The following is a 16,368-nucleotide window of genomic DNA, read 5'->3' as shown; positions in this document are numbered from 1 at the left end:
ATCCCGATCAAAACGGATAGTGGCGTTCAGAGGTCTGCACCGTGATCCAGCGCAGTTCCGTGAACGCGTCGATGCCCGCCCGCCCACCGAATCGGCCGTAGCCTGAATCCTTCACACCGCCGAACGGCATCTGCGCCTCATCGTGAACCGTCGGGCCGTTCACGTGGCAGATGCCGGAATCGATACGGTTGGCCACCGCCCACGCCCGTGCGATGTCTCGCCCGAACACGGCGGCAGACAGCCCATAGGGGTTGTCGTTGGCAATGGCCACAGCCTCGTCCACGCCATCCACCCGAACGATCGGCTTGACGGGGCCGAAGCTCTCCTCGTGATAGATGCGCATTTGCGGGGTGACGTTGTCGAGCAGCGTCGCGGGCATGAGCGTGTTCTCGGCCTTGCCACCGCACACCAATCGCGCACCCTTGGCCAGTGCATCGTCGATCAGTGCGTTGCAACGCTCCACGGTGCTGGGATCGACCACCGAGCCCAGTACGACAGGACCGTTGCGCGGGTCGCCGAGCGGGAGCTTCGTGGCCTTTGCGGCAAGACGGTCGACGAAGGCATCCGCGATGCGCCGGTCGACGACGATGCGCTCCGTGCTCATGCAGATTTGGCCGCTGTTGGCGAAGGCGCCGAAGGCAGCACCGTTCACCGCGGCATCGAGATCGGCGTCGTCGAGAACGATCAGAGGGGCCTTGCCACCCAGCTCCAATACGGCGGGCTTCAGATACTTGGCACAGGTCTGCGCGATCCGTTTGCCGACGCGCGTCGAGCCGGTGAAGTTGACCCGGCGAAGGGCCGGATGAGCGACGATCGCCTCCACCACGGCTGCCGCATCCGCGGGCGCATTGGTCACGAAGTTGACGACCCCAGGCGGGAAGCCGGCATCCTTGAACGCCTCGACGATCAGGCCGTGCGTCGCAGGGCTCATCTCCGAGCCCTTGAACACCACCGTGTTGCCACAGGCCAGCGGCGTGGCAATGGCCCGCACACCCAGAATGACCGGGGCGTTCCAGGGTGCGATTCCCAGAACGACACCCGCAGGTCGACGAACTGCCAGGGCCAAACTGCCGGGAACATCGGAGGGAATGACTTCGCCACCGATCTGCGTGGTGATGGCAGCCGCTTCCTGCAACATGCCGGCCGCGAGATGAACATTGAAGCCGGCCCATGGGGCTGCCGCACCCGTCTCGCTCGCCATGGCAGCGATCAATGCCTCCGCCTTGGCTTCGATCGCCTGCGCGGCCTTCAGCAGCAGAGCCCTGCGATCACTGGGTCCTGTACGAGACCAGGCCGGAAAAGCTGCAGCCGCGGCTTCGACCGCAGCCACCGCATCCGCCGTGGTGGCCGCCGGGGCGATGGTCGCCACTGCGCCGTCCAGCGGATTGCGGCGCTCGAAGGTGCCGCCATTGGCAGCTTGGCATGCCTCCCCGTTGATAAGCATCGATATGGTGCCCATGGGCTGTCTCCTTGAGTAATGACGAAGAAAAGAGGGGTTCCTGGCCTAAGCGATCTCGACTTCGACAAGCATCGGTCGATCGGCTTCGAGTGCCTGCGAAAGCGCTTGTCGAAACTGCTCCGCCGTCTCTGCATGCAACCCTTGCACACCCTGGGCAGCAGCGAGCTTGACGAAATCCAGGTCGGGCAGATCAGTGCCCGGGACCGGCTCGTCTGGGCGATAGCCGAAGATCTGCGCAAATTCGTGGAGTGCGCCATATCGCCGGTTCTTCAGAATGACGACGGCGACCGGAAGCCCCAATTGGGCTGCGCTCCAGATGGCCTGGATCGCGTACATCGCCGAGCCGTCTCCGATCAGTGCGATGACTTTCGTACCGGGCTTTCCCATTGCCACGCCAACGGCGGCTGGTAGTCCGTAGCCGAGTCCGCCGCTGCACATCGTGTAGAACGTTTCCGATTCAAAGATGGGCAAATGGCCATGCATGACCGGTCGCGCGCTTGGCGCCTCTTCGACCACGATGCTGTCGCGCGTGCGCAGATCATTCAATGTCTGCAGAACCCAGGACACAGGCAGGCGTGAATCGGGATGGGGCTCCGGCACGCGCGGCGGCCTCTGGTAGCTCGGCGGTGCCTCGCGCGCGGGAGGTGCGCTCACTTCCAGAAGATCCTGCAAACCGAGCCGTATGCTGCTGATCACGGAGGTTCCGAGGGGAGCGCGCGCTGCAACCTGAACGTCGTCGGTCAGCTGAACCAATTCGGTTCCTGATGGCAGATGAGGCCCGCGCCCTTCCACGTGGTAGGTGAACGCCGGCGCGCCGATGGCAAAGACGACGTCATGCGCGGCCAGCCTGTCGACAATGCGCTCACGCATGGGTGGAAGGAAGCCGTTCCATAACCGGTGGTCCTCCGGAAAACTGCAACGGCCGGACATCGGCGCAACATAGACCCGGGCGTTATGCAACTCTGCCAAGCGCACGACTTCAGACCAGGCGCGATCGCGGTCGACCGCCGCACCAACGACGAAAGCCGGTGCCTTTGCACCATCGAGCGTTCGCGCGACCTGCGCAATCAGGTCGGGGTCCGCGCGCAGGTTTCGGCTGACGATGCGTGCATCGACCGGCGACGTCTGTGCTTCCCAGTCATCTGACGGGATCGAGACCAGAACCGGGCCCCGCGGCGGCATCATCGCGATGTAGTAGGCGCGAGCGATCGCCAGCGGCACGTCTTCGGCACGCGCCGGTTCGACGCTCCACTTGACGTACGGTCTCGGCAGTTCGGCGGCTTGGGTGGAGCCGAGAAACGGATCGAAAGGAAGAATCGAACGTGCTTGCTGGCCGGCGGTAATGACCAGCGGCGTCTGATTGCGGTACGCCGTAAAGATGTTGCCCATCGCGTGACCGACACCCGCCGCCGAATGCAGATTCACGAAAGCGGCGTTGTGCGTTGTCTGGGCGTATCCGTCGGCCATGCCGACGACCACGCACTCTTGCAGGCCGAGCACATACCGGAAATCTTCCGGAAAGTTCATGAACAGCGGCAACTCTGTCGAACCCGGGTTGCCGAAGACGGTGGTCATGCCGAACTCGCGAAGCAGCTTGTAGACGGCGTCGCGGACAGAAAGGGTTCCTTCGGTAGAACCCCCGACGACTTCGGACTGACTGCGTTGATCCATGAGTGCTCCTTTGACGAGGGCGAAGTTTGCGAGCACCTTGTTTATTCATCAATACAATGAACTGACTAACGCAGAATTCAATCAATGCATACTGATCATTTGGACATGAACCTGCTTCGCTTGTTCGAAGCGGTTTATCGATTGGGTAGCGTGAGCCTTGCGGCGGAGGCGCTCGGACTGTCACAGCCGGCCACCAGTCAGGGCCTTACGCGATTGAGGTTGGCACTTGGCGACGCTCTGTTCGTTCGCGCCAATGGGCGAATGCGGCCCACGCTGCGGGCAGAGCGGTTGGCGGCCGTCGTGCAGCCGGCAATGACCGCGATTCAGGACGTATTGAAAACCGAAGACAGATTCGACCCTTCGCGGTCACGAATGACTTTGCGGATGCACATGAACGACATCGGGGAGGCTCGGCTGCTGCCCGAATTCATGGCGGCTTTGCACTGCGATGCACCAGGCATTCGCGTGCACACCGCCCCCCTGCCCCACGGTGAGATCGTCGATGCGCTCGAGACAGGCTCCATCCACTTTGCGCTCGGCTTCCTGCCCTCGATCACCGGCACGGAGAAGATCGAGCTACTGAGCGATCGCTATGCAGTGGTGGTGCGTGCGGGCCATCCAATGACCTCCGCATCCAAAAGAAAAGCGACCTTGCAGGACTTGCGACGCCTGGAATATGTTGCTGTTCGGACTCATTCGGAAACGTTGCGCATCCTGCAGCAACTCGATCTGGATGGTCGACTCGTACTGTCCTCTGCCCACTTCCTCGCCTTGCCAGCCATCATCGCTCGCACAGACCTGGCAGTTGTCATGCCGGAGGCGATCGCACGTCGCTTCGTCGATGCGAAGAGCTACGCGCTGCTTCCGACGGATCTTCCTCGCAGCAGATTCACGGTGTCCCTCCATTGGAGCCGCCGCTTCGAGTCAGATCCAGCTCACAAGTGGATGCGCGATCTTTTCGTGCGCCTCTTTGTGGGCCAGCAACGCTAGGCACCTCGAGACGCGATTCAATTACGCTGCAAAACACCTCTCCGACGCCTCCGGCGTGAACCCGAACAAAGGCCGCAATGGTCTACGCGCTTTTGCGCGTGACGACTTCGAAGCCCAAGTCGACGCATCGAGTGTCCGGCTCCCGCTCCGAAAGCCGCGTGAGGAGCATCTGCCCTGCAACTCCTAGGGATGGTCTGCAGAACGTGATCTGCGGACGCGATTGAATGAACCCGACGATGACGATGCATCCGCTTTGCTCATTCGAGCAAGCTCGGCATCGTTTTGCTGGGCAGCGCCGCCGTGTTGGCGGCCTTGCAAGCCCGCATCGGGCTTCGCAGACGCACTCATGCCTCGGCCTCAATCAACCGCCGCCGCGCCATCCACAGGTTCGACAGCGCAAACAGCGTGACGATCTGCGCCGTGTTCTTTGCCAAGCCTCGATAGCGAACCGTGTTGAAGCCGAACTGCCGTTTGATCACTCGGAACGGGTGTTCGACCTTGGCTCGGATGCTGGCCTTCATCTTCTCCACGCGCTCGGCCACGAACTCGGGCTCGATGAACGGGTTGAGCACCCTACGTTTGCCCGGACGCATTGCCACATGCCAGGTCGGTCCCGCGGCCTCGGCACGCTTGTGCACCCCCTGATAGCCCGAGTCGCCGAAGGCCGCGTGTTCTTCACGGTGCAGCAGCGACCCAGCGACGTTGATGTCACTGATGTTCGCCGCCGTACCCACCACTGTGTGCGCCAGCCCCGATGTGGCATCCACGCCAATGTGGGCCTTCATGCCGAAGTACCACTGGTTGCCCTTCTTGACCTGATGCATCTCCGGGTCGAGTTCACCTTCGGCGTTCTTGGTCGAACTCGGCGCCGAGATCAAAGTGGCGTCCACCACGGTGCCGGTGCGCAGCATCAAGCCCTTGGCCTGCAGGATGTCATTGACCACGCGCAGCATGTCGGCAGCCAGCTCGTGCGCTTCAAGCAGATGGCGAAACCGAAGGATCGTGGTCTCATCGGGCAGACGGCTCACGCCGTCGCCCAGGCCGGCGAACTCTCGGTACAAGGGCACATCGTGCAGCGCCTCTTCCATGGCGGGATCGCTCAGTCCGAACCATTGCTGCAGGTAATGGATGCGAAGCATCGTCTCGATTGCAAAGGGCGGGCGGCCGGTCTTGGCCCGCGGGCTGTGCGGCTCGACGATCTGGACCAACGCACTCCAGGGCACCACCCGATCCATCTCGTCGAGGAACTCGCGCTTGCGCGTCTTCTTCGTCGACAGATTCAAACCCAGACCGAGTTGACCCGGGGGCGTCACGCGTTTGGAAATCATGGCTTCAGATCATGCAAGGGCCGGGCCTGTTTTGCAGACCATCCCTAGGTGTTAGTACTGAACCGGGCGACATTTGTGCGCGGTTCAAATTTGCGGCAGTGAACCAGTATGCGCAATTCATCGGTGGAGACTTAGCAATGGATCAGCAGAAATTCGACCTCAACCTTCTCAGCCTTTTCGAAGCCATCTATCGGCTCAGAAGCGTCAGTCAGGCGGCAGATGCGCTGGGTCTCTCGCAGCCAGCCGCAAGCCAGGGGCTGGCAAGGCTGAGGAACTCCGTGGGCGATACACTGTTCGTGCGCGCCGGCGGCACAATGCATCCAACCCTGCGAGCTGAGCGGATGGCAAGCGTGATCCAGCCAGCGGTTTCCGCCATCCAGGCCGTCGTGGCACGAGACAGCTTCGATCCAAAACTGTTGAAGATGATTCTTCGCATGCAAATGAGCGACATCGGCGAAGGGCGTTTGCTGCCCGCGCTGACCAGCGCCCTTCATACGGAAGCACCCGGAATCTGTGTCGAAACGTTCCCGGTTCATCAGTCGGAAGTAGGGGCCGCCCTCGACTCCGGCGCAATCCATTTTGCGCTTGGCTATCTACCGAATGTTGAAGGGACAGAGCGTGTGGAGGTCGTCCATGACCGCTACGTCATCGTCGTGCGCGCCCAGCATCCTCTCTACGCCGACAGCGGGCGATGGCTGGCGCTGCAAAATCTGCAGTCGCTTGAGTTCGCCGCAGTGAGGTGGCATGACCCGACCCGCTGGATACTGCGTGAACTCGGGCTTGAAGCAAGCATCCGCCTGACGACGGAGAGCTTTCTTGCACTGCCGGGCATCATTGCCGACACCGACCTGGCTGCGGTCATGCCGCGCCCACTCGCTATGGAATTCGCTGGCCGGGAGCAGTATGAGGTGCTCCCGGTCGAACTGCCGCGCGCCTCGTTTGCGGTGTCACTTCATTGGAGCAGGCGGCTGGAGAACGACCTCACGCACCAGTGGCTGCGCAGCACAATCACCCGTGTTCTCAGCCAACCGCAGCTCAAGCACCGCAGGCATTCGGCAGTAGCTCACTAAAGGCGCTCTCGCAGCATCGCCGCAGCGAAGATTGCTCAAGACGGGCGCATGCCGAAGCGCTGGCGAGCGTGGCTCAGTCCATCGTCACGTTTGCGATCTTGACCAGAGCAGCACCTTTCTCGCGGTCGCGGGCAACCTGGACCTGCATCTCGCGAGGCCCTTCTATGCCAGGGCTGAAAGTCAACGGGTCCATCACCCGGGTCTTGAAAGCGGGGTCGTTGACGATGGCTATCGTCTCCGTTGCCATTGTGTCAACGACGGACTGCGGCGTTCCGGCTGGCGCAAACAGACCCAGCCATGTGCGGACGAAGAAGTCTCCCAATCCCAGTTCGACGAAGGTCGGAACGTTCGGCAAGAACGGACTGCGCTGCGTCCCGGTCACCGCCAGGGCCACCAGTTTCCCAGACTCGATGTATTGCTGCAGAGTGCCGATTGGCATGAGCGTTATTTGCGACTCCCCTGCCAGAACCGGCTGCAGAGGATTGCCGCGATACGGGACGTGGGTGACTTCCCATCCGGTTTTCGAGCGAATCCATTCAAGATAGAGGTGCGAGTTGCTTCCGATACCGAACGACGCCCAGTTCAGGGAAGCCGGGTTCGCCTTGGACAGGGCCACGACTTCCGCAACTGTCCTGGCAGGCACGCTGCTGGACACCACGACGGCGGTGTTTGCCCAAGCAAGAATGGCAACCGGCGAAAAGCTCTTCTCCGTGTCGTAAGGCAATTTCCTGAAAAGATGCGGATTGAGCGTCACGCTATCACTGAGCGTGAAGCAGAACGTATGACCGTCTGCGTCAGCAGCCGCACACGCTTGCATGCCGATATTTGTGCTGGCGCCTGGCCGGTTATCGATGACCACCGGCTTGCCCAGTTTTCGCTCCAGGCTTTGTCCGAGGAAGCGGGCCACGTTATCCGGTGGCGTACCGGCGGCCGCCGGCACAATGATCTTGATAGGCTTGGTGGGCCAGGCTGAGACTGCGCCTGACAGACCCACCAGAAGCAAGCCAAGGGAAAGCAACAATTCTCGACGCATCGATGAGTCTCCGTTTGAATTTTTATGGGAGCGCTGATTTACAGCGTCTCTGAATGCAGAAATCAGTCGCAGCGCTCGATATGAGGAAAAACAGGAGATCGAATCAATCGAACCCGAGCAATTTCCTGTACTGCGGCAATTGCATTGCGTCCTGATATTGCTGTTCCAGTATGGCCAGATGTTCGTCGCCGGACTGAACCTCCGAGGGGTCCATCTTCCAGTAGAAACGCGTGCCCGGATCCTCCAGGATGTACTCGCCGGTCAGTTTGGCGTTATCGTCGTAGCGCCATACCTGCGTCTGATATTGCGTCATGTAGTAGCGGGCCTCGAGATCGTCGATGTGGAATCCGTAGGACTGAGCCATGGGTCCGGTCAGCTGATATCCCCACATGCCGAAGGTAGCGAAGCCCCAGTCGCTCACCATGTAGTCGTCACCCAGAGGGCCCAGCAAATTCAACATGCCGGATTCGAACAATCCTGCGTAGAAGCTCGCAACGCTCTCATGGCCGTCATAGACCGTTGTACGCAGTCCGTCGCTGTGGCAGTAGTGCGGGTGCGCAACCGTGAGAGCCGGCGTGAGAATCTGCTGCCAACGGCCGGTCACTTCCAGCAGACCGTGGATGTGATGGTTTTCCAGGATCGCCCGGTGGCGCGGATTCGTAGTCTTTTCGAGAAGCCGTTTGACGGGCTCGAAGGTGGCTCGCGGATCGTAGGTCCTGCGCCTATCGCTCTGAGGCTTTTTCATGGATGTCCTTACTGCGGTTTTTTATCGTGGTGGGTGAAGCTCGTGAGACCGCCGTCCACGACCAAGCTTTGACCCGTGATGTAGCTTGCCTCCTCCGAAGCGAGAAAAAGCACTGCGCTGGACACTTCCTTCGGCTCACCCTCGCGCCGCATCGGCACCTGCGCCTTGATGCGCTCACGGAGCGCATCGGACATCTCACGCGTCATCCCGATGGTGCGTTCGCCAAAGTCTGTGTCCATTCCCCCGGGAATGACGATGTTCACGCGAATCCCGTCTGCCACCAGTTCAGCGGCAAGGACGCGATTCAGGTACTCGAGCGCAGCCTTGCTGGTGCCATAAGCTGCCAGGCCGCTGCCATTGGCGATACGGCCGGCCGCAGAGCCGCACAACACCACAGCGCCCCCGCAGGAGATCAGTGGGTGTAGTGCTTTCAGCAAAAAGTAGGAGCTCTTTAGATTCAAGTCGAAGATGCGATCCCAGGTCGCCTCGTCCATTTCCCTGATGGACCTGAATCCGCCAGCGCCGGCATTGAGGTAGACGACGTCCAACTCTTCGATGCTGTTTCTCAGAGCGTCAGCGACGCGGTCGATGCCAGCCTGGGTGCTCAGATCTGCCTCTACAGAGATGGTTTGAGACCCGAGTTGCTCGCTAGCCTTGAGAAGTTGAGCCGCATCGCGCCCAACAATCACGACACGCGCGCCCTCTTCGACAAGATCCTGTGCAACAGCAAATCCAAGGCCTCGGCTACCGCCGGTAACCAGGCAGGTTTTCCCTGCGAATCGCATATTCCTGTTCTCAACCATTTCTGTCCTTCCAAGGTCTCGGCTTGGCGACTTTCTTACTTTGCCGGGCAAGCTTCAATGCACGCCAAGATATAGAGTGAGATTGGTTTCGTGGATAGAGCGAGAGCAGACGCCGCGGGTTCCAGTAGGGATTGCTGATTGCGATCGCCGCCGCCCGATCCAGATCGGCCGCCTTCATGCCAATGTCCTTCAGCGCCACCCTGGCGCCGTTGTCGCGTAAAAGGTCGAACAGGCCCGCCGGCGCGCTGCCGCCCTGCGCGATTCCGAGAGCGCAAGCAATGCGATGCGTCGATCGAGGAGCGGCCTGGGCACCGAATGCCATCGCATGAGGCAAGACGATGGCGTGCACTCGGCGTGCGGTAGATCGAAGCCGCCGCCCAGGGTGTGGCAGAGCTTGTGGTGCAGCGCCAGGCCGACGTTGCCCAGCACCGTGCCGCACAGCCAGTGCACGGGGAACGGAGCCGGTGGCGTTCGTCATCGTGGCGTGATATGGCGCGCGGGCGGGCTATGGAAAGGCTGAAATGCAAGCGCTTTCAGAGCCCGTTCCACTTCCCGGTGGAAACCCTGACTGCATCTCAAGACCAATTCCCATTGGCCGGGACGCCGCGCCGATGCACGACTTTAGGGTCATCGCAGCATCCGATTCAGCGTCCAGAATGAAAGCGCTTCCATCGCACAAGCTTTCAAACAGGAGACCTCACCATGCAGCGACGACTTCTCACGGCCGCCGCTCTCGCGCTCGGCTTCTTCGCGCTGGGGACATCCGCGCAGACCGCGAGCACGAGCGACTATCCGAACCGGCCAGTGAAGATCATCGTGCCCTTCCCGGCCGGCGGCACCAGCGACATCATGGGCCGGCTCATCGCCGATCAACTCGGCAAGCAGCTCAAGCAGCCTTTCATCGTCGACAACCGGGGCGGCGCCGGCGGCACGATCGGCGCGGAACTGGCGGCCAAGGCGGCACCCGACGGCTACACGCTGCTGCTGTCGGGCATCGGGAGCAACGCAGTCATCCATGGCTTCTCGGCACCCAAGCCGGGCTATGCCGAGTCCGACTTCGTCCACATCTCGCAACTCGCGGCCGGGCCGAACGTGCTGGTGGTGAACCCGAGCTTTCCGGCGAAGAACTTCAAGGAGTTCGTCGCGTGGGTGAAGGCCAATCCAGGCAAGTTCAGCTACGGGCAGGTGACCGCATCGTCCGGCCATCTCACCACCGAATATCTCAAGCAGAGCGCGGGGCTGGACATGGTCGGCATTCCGTACAAAGGTGGAGCCCCTGCGCTCAACGAGGTGCTGGCCAACCAGATTCCAGGCATGTTCACCAATCAGGATGTCGTCTTGCCCCATGTCAAGGCCGGCAAGCTTCGCGCCCTGGTCGTGACAAGCCCGCAGCGCAATCCGCTGTACCCCGACGTGCCCACCGTGGCCGAGTCGGGTTATCCGGGCTTCAGCGCGGTTTCGTGGACTGGCCTCTCCGCACCCAAGGGCACGCCCCAGGCGGTGATCGACAAGCTGCAGGCGGCCATGAGCAAGGCATTTGCCGATCCGGCCGCGCGCGCAAAGTTGGAGAGCAACGGCTTCGTGGTCTCCACCTCCAATCCGCCGGACTACACCCGCTTCGTTAACAGCGAAGTGGCGCGCTGGTCCGAAGTCATCCGCGTGGGCGGCCTCAAAGCTGAATGAGCCGCGCGACTCCATCCTCACTCACATCACCTGCAAGGACCTGTCAAATGCAAGCCGTCGAATCGAACATCGTCTCCTACGCCAAGGTCGGCGCGGACGCCCGCACCGCCGCGGACACCGGCGACCGCATCGAGTGGATCAAGCTGTCGCTGACTTACCTGCCGCTGGCCACGCCCGTCAGCGATGCCAAGGTGCTCACCGGCCGCCAGAAGCCGCTCACCGAGATCGCCTTCATCTTCGCGGAGATACGCACGCGCGACGGCCATGAAGGCATCGGCTTCGGCTACTCGAAGCGCGCCGGCGGACCGGGCATGTACGCGCATGCGAAGGAACTCGCGCCGAACCTGATCGGCGAAGACCCGAACGACATCTCGCGCCTCTTCACGAAACTGCTGTGGGCCGGTGCGAGCATGGGCCGCAGCGGCCTCACGACGCAGGCCATTGCGCCTTTCGACATCGCCCTCTGGGATATGAAGGCCAAGCGCGCGGGCCTGCCGCTCGCGAAGCTACTCGGCGCGCAGCGCGATTCGGTGCAGTGCTACAACACATCGGGCGGCTACCTGCACACGCCGCTGGACCAGGTGCTCAAGAACGTCGCGATCTCGCGCGAAAGCGGCATCGGCGGCATCAAGCTCAAGGTGGGTCAGCCGGACCTGTCGATCGACATCGAACGCGTGCGCGCTGTGCGTAAGCTGCTGGGCGACGGCTTCCCGCTGATGGTCGATGCCAATCAGCAGTGGGACCGGCAGAACGCCACGCGCGCCTGCCGCACATTCGAGGAGTTCGACCTCACCTGGATTGAGGAACCGCTCGACGCGCACGACTTCGAAGGCCACGGCCAGCTTGCCGAGCGCTTCGATACCGCCATCGCGACCGGCGAGATGCTCACCTGCTTCGACGAGCATGCACAACTGATCCTTGCGGGCACCGACTTCATCCAGCCCGATGCGCCGCGCGTCGGCGGCATCACGCCCTTCCTGAAGATCATGGCGCTGGGGGAGTTCAAGCAGCGCAAGCTCGCGCCGCACTTTGCAATGGAGATCCACCTCCATCTCGCAGCCGCCTACGGCATCGAGCCGTGGCTCGAGCACTTCGAATGGCTCGGCCCGCTGTTCAATGAGCAGATGCACCTGAAGGACGGGCGCATGTATGTTTCCGACCGGCCCGGCCTCGGCTTCACGCTGAGCGAGCAGGCCCGGCGCTGGACGCCCGAGACCGAAGAGTTCGGCGAGCGGCCCTGAGGGCCCTGGCAGTCCCGCCATCTGGTACGGATCGGCGATGCCTGCCGCGAAGTGACGACCTGCGAGACAAGGGTTTCCCGACAATTCTTCCAAGCCATCGCAAGGAGACACCTCCCATGAAACGCATTGCCATCACCGGCGCAGCCGGTCTCGTCGGGACCGGGCTGCGCCAGCAACTTCTGGAGCAGGGCTACGCGGTCGTTTCGCTCGACCTGCTGCCGATCGCCAACCCCGCGCCCAATGAGACCACGGCAGTGGTCGACATCACCAACCAGCCCGCGCTGACGCAGCGTTTGGAAGGATGCGACGCCGTCGTCCACCTGGCCGCATGCACGACCGACGCACCATGGAAAGACCAGGTGCATCTCAGTGTCGAGGGCACGATCAGCCTCTTCGACGCCGCACGGGCCGCGGGCGTCAAGCGCGTGGTCTATGCGAGCTCGCACCATGTCGTCGGACTGCAGCCGCGCAGCCCGCACGGCCCGCTGATGGGTGACACCGCGATCCTGCGCCCCGACAGCCGCTACGCCGTGGGCAAGGCCTTCGGCGAATCGATCGGCGCGCTCTATGCCTACAAGTACGGCCTACCGGTTCTCGCCATCCGCATCGGCAACGTCAACACCAAGCCCATCGATCGCAGGCGGCTCGGCAGCTGGATCAGCTTCAGGGACCTCGCGCAGCTCGTGATCATTGGCGTCGAAAGGCCCGACCTGGTCTTCGAGATCGTGTACGGAATCTCCGACGCGAGCGGCCGCCACTACGACAACGCCTCGGCCTATCGGCTCGGGTACCGCCCGAAGGACAGTTCCGAGGGATGGGACGAGCGCGTGCTCGCGGAAGACCCGCAGCCCGCACCCGGCTCGAACGCAGCGCGCAAGCCGTCGGAGGTCACGCTCGGCGGCATGTTCTCGGAGTCCGAGTACGTCGGCGACACGCAGCGTCTGCTGACCCGGCGGGAAGCGCGCGCATGAAGATCGCGAAGATCGATGTGATCGAGGCGGTCGTCCCCTTCGACGACGGCAGCGGAACCCCGATTCATACCCCGGGCCAGTGGACCACACTGGACATGGTGCTGGTGCGGCTGGAAACCGACACAGGCCTCGTCGGCTGGGGCGAGTGTTTCGCCTACTCGTGCCGCACCGCCGTTGCTGCCGCTGCGCGCGACATGGTGGCGCCGCTGGTGCAGGGCCGTGAACTGCCCGAGCTACCCGAGGCGTTGACGCTGGAGCTGCAGCAGCGGCTTCACATCTTCGGCCGCTATGGCATTGCGATGTTCGCGATCTCGGGTTTCGACATCGCGCTGTGGGATCTTTTGGCGCAGCAGCGCGGCGTCCCCTTGCACGCCCTGCTCGGCTCTGCGCGCGAGACTCTCACGGCGTACGCGAGCCTCGTGCGCTACGGCGACGCATCGCTCGTGGGCAAGCACTGCCGCGACGCAGTCCGCGAGGGCTACCGCTACGTCAAGCTGCACGAGATCGACCCCGAGGTCATACGCGCGGGCCGCGCGGCCTGCGGGCCCCGCATCGGCATTTCCGTCGACGTCAACTGCGCATGGACACCCAAAACCGCCCATGAGCGGCTTGGTGTGCTGCGCGAGATCAACGCCCAGTGGGTCGAGGAGCCGGTTTTCCCGCCCGAGGACATCCACAACCAGGCTGCGCTCAACCGAGACTTTCCCGTCGGCGCGGGCGAGAACGCTTGCACGCGCCACGAGTTCGCACGCATGGTGGAAGCCAAGGCGGTGAGCTTCGCGCAACCTTCAGTGACCAAGGTGGGCGGAATCAGCGAATTCATGGCGGCAGCACAGGTTGCGCAAGCGCACGGCATCGCAGTGATGCCGCACTCGCCCTATTTCGGGCCCGGCTACTTCGCCACGCTGCATGTTTCGTCCGTCTTGCCTGGCCAGCCGCTGTTCGAACACCTCTACGTACGCCCCCAGGCAGACATCGCGATCGGCGGGACGCCGCTGCCGCAGGACGGTCGCGTTCGCGTGCCCCAGAGGGTCGGCCTGGGCTTCTCGCTCGACCTGCAAGCGATCGAGCCCTTCCGCGTCTGATCGCCTCTTGAAAAAACCACCCGCACCGCAGCACGGTGGGGGTGGCAGGTGGGTCGGGCCAGCGGCCGGACAGCCAGCTGCTCGATCTCAGTTGGTCGGCTTGACGATCTCCGCCGGCAGATCCGTTCCGTGATACTTGCGATAGATGGCATTGAGCTTGCCGTCCGCCATGTGCGTCTTCACCCACTGGTCCAAGTAGCTCTTGAGCGCCGGATCGTTCTTGCGTAGGCCAATGCCGACGGGGAATTGCGTGAAGATGAACTTCGGCTCCAGTTGCCGTTGAGGATTGCGTGCGGCCACGGCCGTGAGCGTCGCAGGCTCCTGGATCACGATGTCGACCTGTCCGCTCGCGAGCGCCGTCATGTTGGTGGATTCGTCATCGAACCGCACCACCTCGACGCCGAAATCTTTGGCCTTCTTCGTAAGCTCCACATCACCGGTCGTCGCGCGGGTCACACCGACGCGCTTACCCTTCAGATCGGCTTCCGACTTCAGTGGCAGCGACTTGGGCGCGCCGACGATCTGCACCGCGCTCGCATACGGCGCCGAGAAGTCGATGACCTTCAGCCGTTCCGGCGTGATCGAGAACGTGGACAGCACCACATCGGCCTTCCTCGTCTGCAGGAAGGGAATGCGATTCGGCCCGGTCACCTCAACGATCTCTAGCTTCACGCCGAGATCCGAAGCCAGCAGCTCCGCCGCTTCCATGTCCGAGCCGGACATCTTCAGCTTGTCGTCCTTGAAGCCCCACGGCGGACGGCCGAATTCGAGCGCGACGCGAATGGTCTTGGCTTCGCGGATGGCCGCGAGGGTGTCCTGGTCGGCCGCATGCGCGAGGCCCATGGACAGGAGGCAGGCTGCGCTGGCCGCAATAGCCAGCAGGGAGCGACGATTCATTTCAGTGTTCCTCGTTGAAGCAAATAGGAGATTCAGGCATCCGCGCTGATGAAATCCGCCAGTTCGCGCGTGGACGGCTGGCGCAGGATGTCGGCGGTACCACTCTCGTGCACCTTGCCGTCCCGCATGTAGATCACCTGGTGTGCGACATTGCGGGCGAAGGCCATCTCGTGCGTGACAAGCACCATAGTCATGCCGTCGGCGGCCAGCTGCTCCATCACACGGAGCACTTCGCCTGTCAGCTGCGGATCGAGCGCGGAGGTGACCTCGTCGAAGAGCATCAGCTTGGGCTCCATGGCAAGGCTGCGCGCAATTGCCACGCGTTGCTGCTGGCCGCCCGAGAGCTGCTCGGGATAGGCGCCCATCTTTTCCTTGAGCCCGACCTTCGCGAGCACCGCGGCGGCGATCTCCTGAGCCTCCGAGGCCTTCATGCCTTTCACGGCGCGCGGCGCGAGCGTCACGTTCTGCTCCACCGTCAGGTGCGGAAAGAGGTTGTAGCTCTGGAACACGATGCCGACATCGCGCCGCAGCGGCTTGAGATCGACCTTCGGGTCGTGCAGCGCATGGCCGCAGACATTCAGCTCACCGCTGTCGATGGTCTCCAGCCGGTCCATGCAGCGCAGCGCGGTGCTCTTGCCCGAGCCGCTCTGGCCGATGATGGCCGCGACCTGCCCGCGATGGACCTCGAAGCTGACCCCGCGCAGCACATGGTTCGTGCCAAAGGTCTTGTGGATGTTCTTGAGTTCAACGACGACTGACATTGAGTTTCCTTTCGAGCTTGCGCGCCTGGCGTGACAGCGGATAGCAAACGGCGAAGTACATGAGGCCTGCGAGGCCGAAGTAGATGAAGGGCTGGAAGGTGGTGTTGTTGAGCACCTTCGCGTTGTAGGAAAGCTCGGCAAAGCCGACGACCAGCGAGGCCACCGAGGTGTTCTTGACGATCTGCACCATGAAACCCACGGTCGGCGGCGTCGCGATGCGCAGCCCCTGCGGCAGGATCACCATCCGCATGCGCTGCCAGCGCGAGAATCCGAGGCACTCCGCCGCTTCCCACTGCGCCTTGGGCACCGCCTGCAGGCAGCCGCGCCAGATCTCGCCGAGGTAGGACGCCGCGTAGAGCGTCATCGCGAAAGTGGCCGCCAACAGCGGATGCACCGACTGGAAGCCCAGCAGGCTCGGGCCGTAGAAGCACAACCCCATCAGCACCAGCAGCGGCATACCCTGCATGAACTGGATGTAGGCGCTCGTGGCGCTCGCCATGCCACGGCTCGGCGAAATGCGGCACAGCGCGATGACGAGGCCGAGTAGCCCCCCGAAAAGGAACGTCAGCGCGCTCAGGAGCACGGTTCCCCAGAGCCCCTGCAGCAAGGACCCGATGTATTGCATGTTCAT

General features: G+C 62.7%; 15 protein-coding genes and 1 pseudogene. 6 read left to right on the top strand and 10 right to left on the bottom strand.

Annotated elements, in window-relative coordinates:
- Positions 1–7 precede the first annotated feature (7 nt).
- Positions 8–1,459: an aldehyde dehydrogenase gene (locus WKW77_RS27005; RefSeq protein WP_340359977.1), complete on the bottom strand. Its 1,452-nt coding sequence runs from the start codon at positions 1,457–1,459 to the stop codon at positions 8–10.
- 45 nt (positions 1,460–1,504) lie between these two features.
- Positions 1,505–3,130 (bottom strand): benzoylformate decarboxylase, encoded by a 1,626-nt coding sequence (mdlC, locus tag WKW77_RS27000; RefSeq protein WP_340359976.1) that lies wholly within the window; start codon positions 3,128–3,130, stop codon positions 1,505–1,507.
- An 84-nt stretch (positions 3,131–3,214) separates the two neighbouring features.
- Here mdlC and WKW77_RS26995 point away from each other — a divergent pair, with 84 nt between their 5' ends.
- Positions 3,215–4,120 carry a LysR family transcriptional regulator gene (locus WKW77_RS26995; RefSeq protein WP_340359975.1) on the top strand — a complete coding sequence of 302 codons (906 nt, stop codon included), beginning with the start codon at positions 3,215–3,217 and terminating at the stop codon, positions 4,118–4,120.
- Between the two features lie 344 nt (positions 4,121–4,464).
- On the opposite strand, the gene WKW77_RS26990 is transcribed toward WKW77_RS26995, so the two are convergent.
- Positions 4,465–5,448 carry an IS5 family transposase gene (locus tag WKW77_RS26990; protein ID WP_340359974.1) on the bottom strand — a complete coding sequence of 328 codons (984 nt, stop codon included), beginning with the start codon at positions 5,446–5,448 and terminating at the stop codon, positions 4,465–4,467.
- Between the two features lie 137 nt (positions 5,449–5,585).
- Between WKW77_RS26990 and WKW77_RS26985 the strand changes: the two genes are divergently transcribed.
- Positions 5,586–6,518 carry a LysR family transcriptional regulator gene (locus WKW77_RS26985; RefSeq protein WP_340359973.1) on the top strand — a complete coding sequence of 311 codons (933 nt, stop codon included), beginning with the start codon at positions 5,586–5,588 and terminating at the stop codon, positions 6,516–6,518.
- A 73-nt stretch (positions 6,519–6,591) separates the two neighbouring features.
- On the opposite strand, the gene WKW77_RS26980 is transcribed toward WKW77_RS26985, so the two are convergent.
- From WKW77_RS26980 to WKW77_RS26965, 4 genes and pseudogenes are all read right to left on the bottom strand, one after another.
- Positions 6,592–7,551 (bottom strand): Bug family tripartite tricarboxylate transporter substrate binding protein, encoded by a 960-nt coding sequence (locus WKW77_RS26980; RefSeq protein WP_340359972.1) that lies wholly within the window; start codon positions 7,549–7,551, stop codon positions 6,592–6,594.
- A gap of 103 nt (positions 7,552–7,654) precedes the next feature.
- Entirely contained in the window at positions 7,655–8,296 is a 642-nt protein-coding gene (locus WKW77_RS26975) for a hypothetical protein (RefSeq protein WP_340359971.1), read from the bottom strand.
- Between the two features lie 8 nt (positions 8,297–8,304).
- A complete protein-coding gene (locus tag WKW77_RS26970; protein ID WP_340359970.1) occupies positions 8,305–9,081 on the bottom strand; it encodes an SDR family NAD(P)-dependent oxidoreductase in 777 nt (258 codons plus the stop codon).
- 10 nt (positions 9,082–9,091) lie between these two features.
- Positions 9,092–9,543: pseudogene (locus WKW77_RS26965) on the bottom strand (hypothetical protein); the annotation flags it as partial.
- A gap of 258 nt (positions 9,544–9,801) precedes the next feature.
- On the opposite strand from WKW77_RS26965, the gene WKW77_RS26960 reads away from it, so the two are divergent.
- From WKW77_RS26960 to WKW77_RS26945, 4 genes are all read left to right on the top strand, one after another.
- Complete coding sequence (locus tag WKW77_RS26960) at positions 9,802–10,782, top strand: Bug family tripartite tricarboxylate transporter substrate binding protein (RefSeq protein ID WP_340359969.1); 981 nt, start codon at positions 9,802–9,804, stop codon at positions 10,780–10,782.
- 47 nt (positions 10,783–10,829) lie between these two features.
- Positions 10,830–12,023: an L-talarate/galactarate dehydratase gene (locus WKW77_RS26955; protein ID WP_340359968.1), complete on the top strand. Its 1,194-nt coding sequence runs from the start codon at positions 10,830–10,832 to the stop codon at positions 12,021–12,023.
- Between the two features lie 116 nt (positions 12,024–12,139).
- Positions 12,140–12,994 (top strand): NAD-dependent epimerase/dehydratase family protein, encoded by an 855-nt coding sequence (locus tag WKW77_RS26950; RefSeq protein ID WP_340359967.1) that lies wholly within the window; start codon positions 12,140–12,142, stop codon positions 12,992–12,994.
- Positions 12,991–14,079 (top strand): mandelate racemase/muconate lactonizing enzyme family protein, encoded by a 1,089-nt coding sequence (locus tag WKW77_RS26945; RefSeq protein ID WP_340359966.1) that lies wholly within the window; start codon positions 12,991–12,993, stop codon positions 14,077–14,079. Before WKW77_RS26950 ends, WKW77_RS26945 begins: the two co-directional genes overlap by 4 nt.
- Before the next feature lie 87 nt (positions 14,080–14,166).
- Here WKW77_RS26945 and WKW77_RS26940 read toward each other — a convergent pair whose 3' ends face one another.
- Genes WKW77_RS26940 through WKW77_RS26930 form a run of 3 tightly spaced genes read right to left on the bottom strand, consistent with a single transcriptional unit; the run spans position 14,167 to position 16,368 of the window.
- Positions 14,167–14,976: a transporter substrate-binding domain-containing protein gene (locus tag WKW77_RS26940; protein ID WP_340359965.1), complete on the bottom strand. Its 810-nt coding sequence runs from the start codon at positions 14,974–14,976 to the stop codon at positions 14,167–14,169.
- Positions 14,977–15,008: 32 nt separating this feature from the next.
- Entirely contained in the window at positions 15,009–15,737 is a 729-nt protein-coding gene (locus WKW77_RS26935) for an amino acid ABC transporter ATP-binding protein (RefSeq protein ID WP_340359964.1), read from the bottom strand.
- Positions 15,721–16,368 (bottom strand): amino acid ABC transporter permease, encoded by a 648-nt coding sequence (locus WKW77_RS26930; protein WP_340359963.1) that lies wholly within the window; start codon positions 16,366–16,368, stop codon positions 15,721–15,723. The genes WKW77_RS26935 and WKW77_RS26930 overlap by 17 nt, the downstream gene beginning before the upstream one ends.

Source organism: Variovorax ureilyticus (genome assembly GCF_037889935.1).
Taxonomy (GTDB): Bacteria; Pseudomonadota; Gammaproteobacteria; order Burkholderiales; family Burkholderiaceae_C; genus Variovorax; species Variovorax ureilyticus.
The sequence above is the reverse complement of the archived record's forward strand: the minus strand, read 5'-3'. Positions and strand labels throughout refer to the sequence as shown.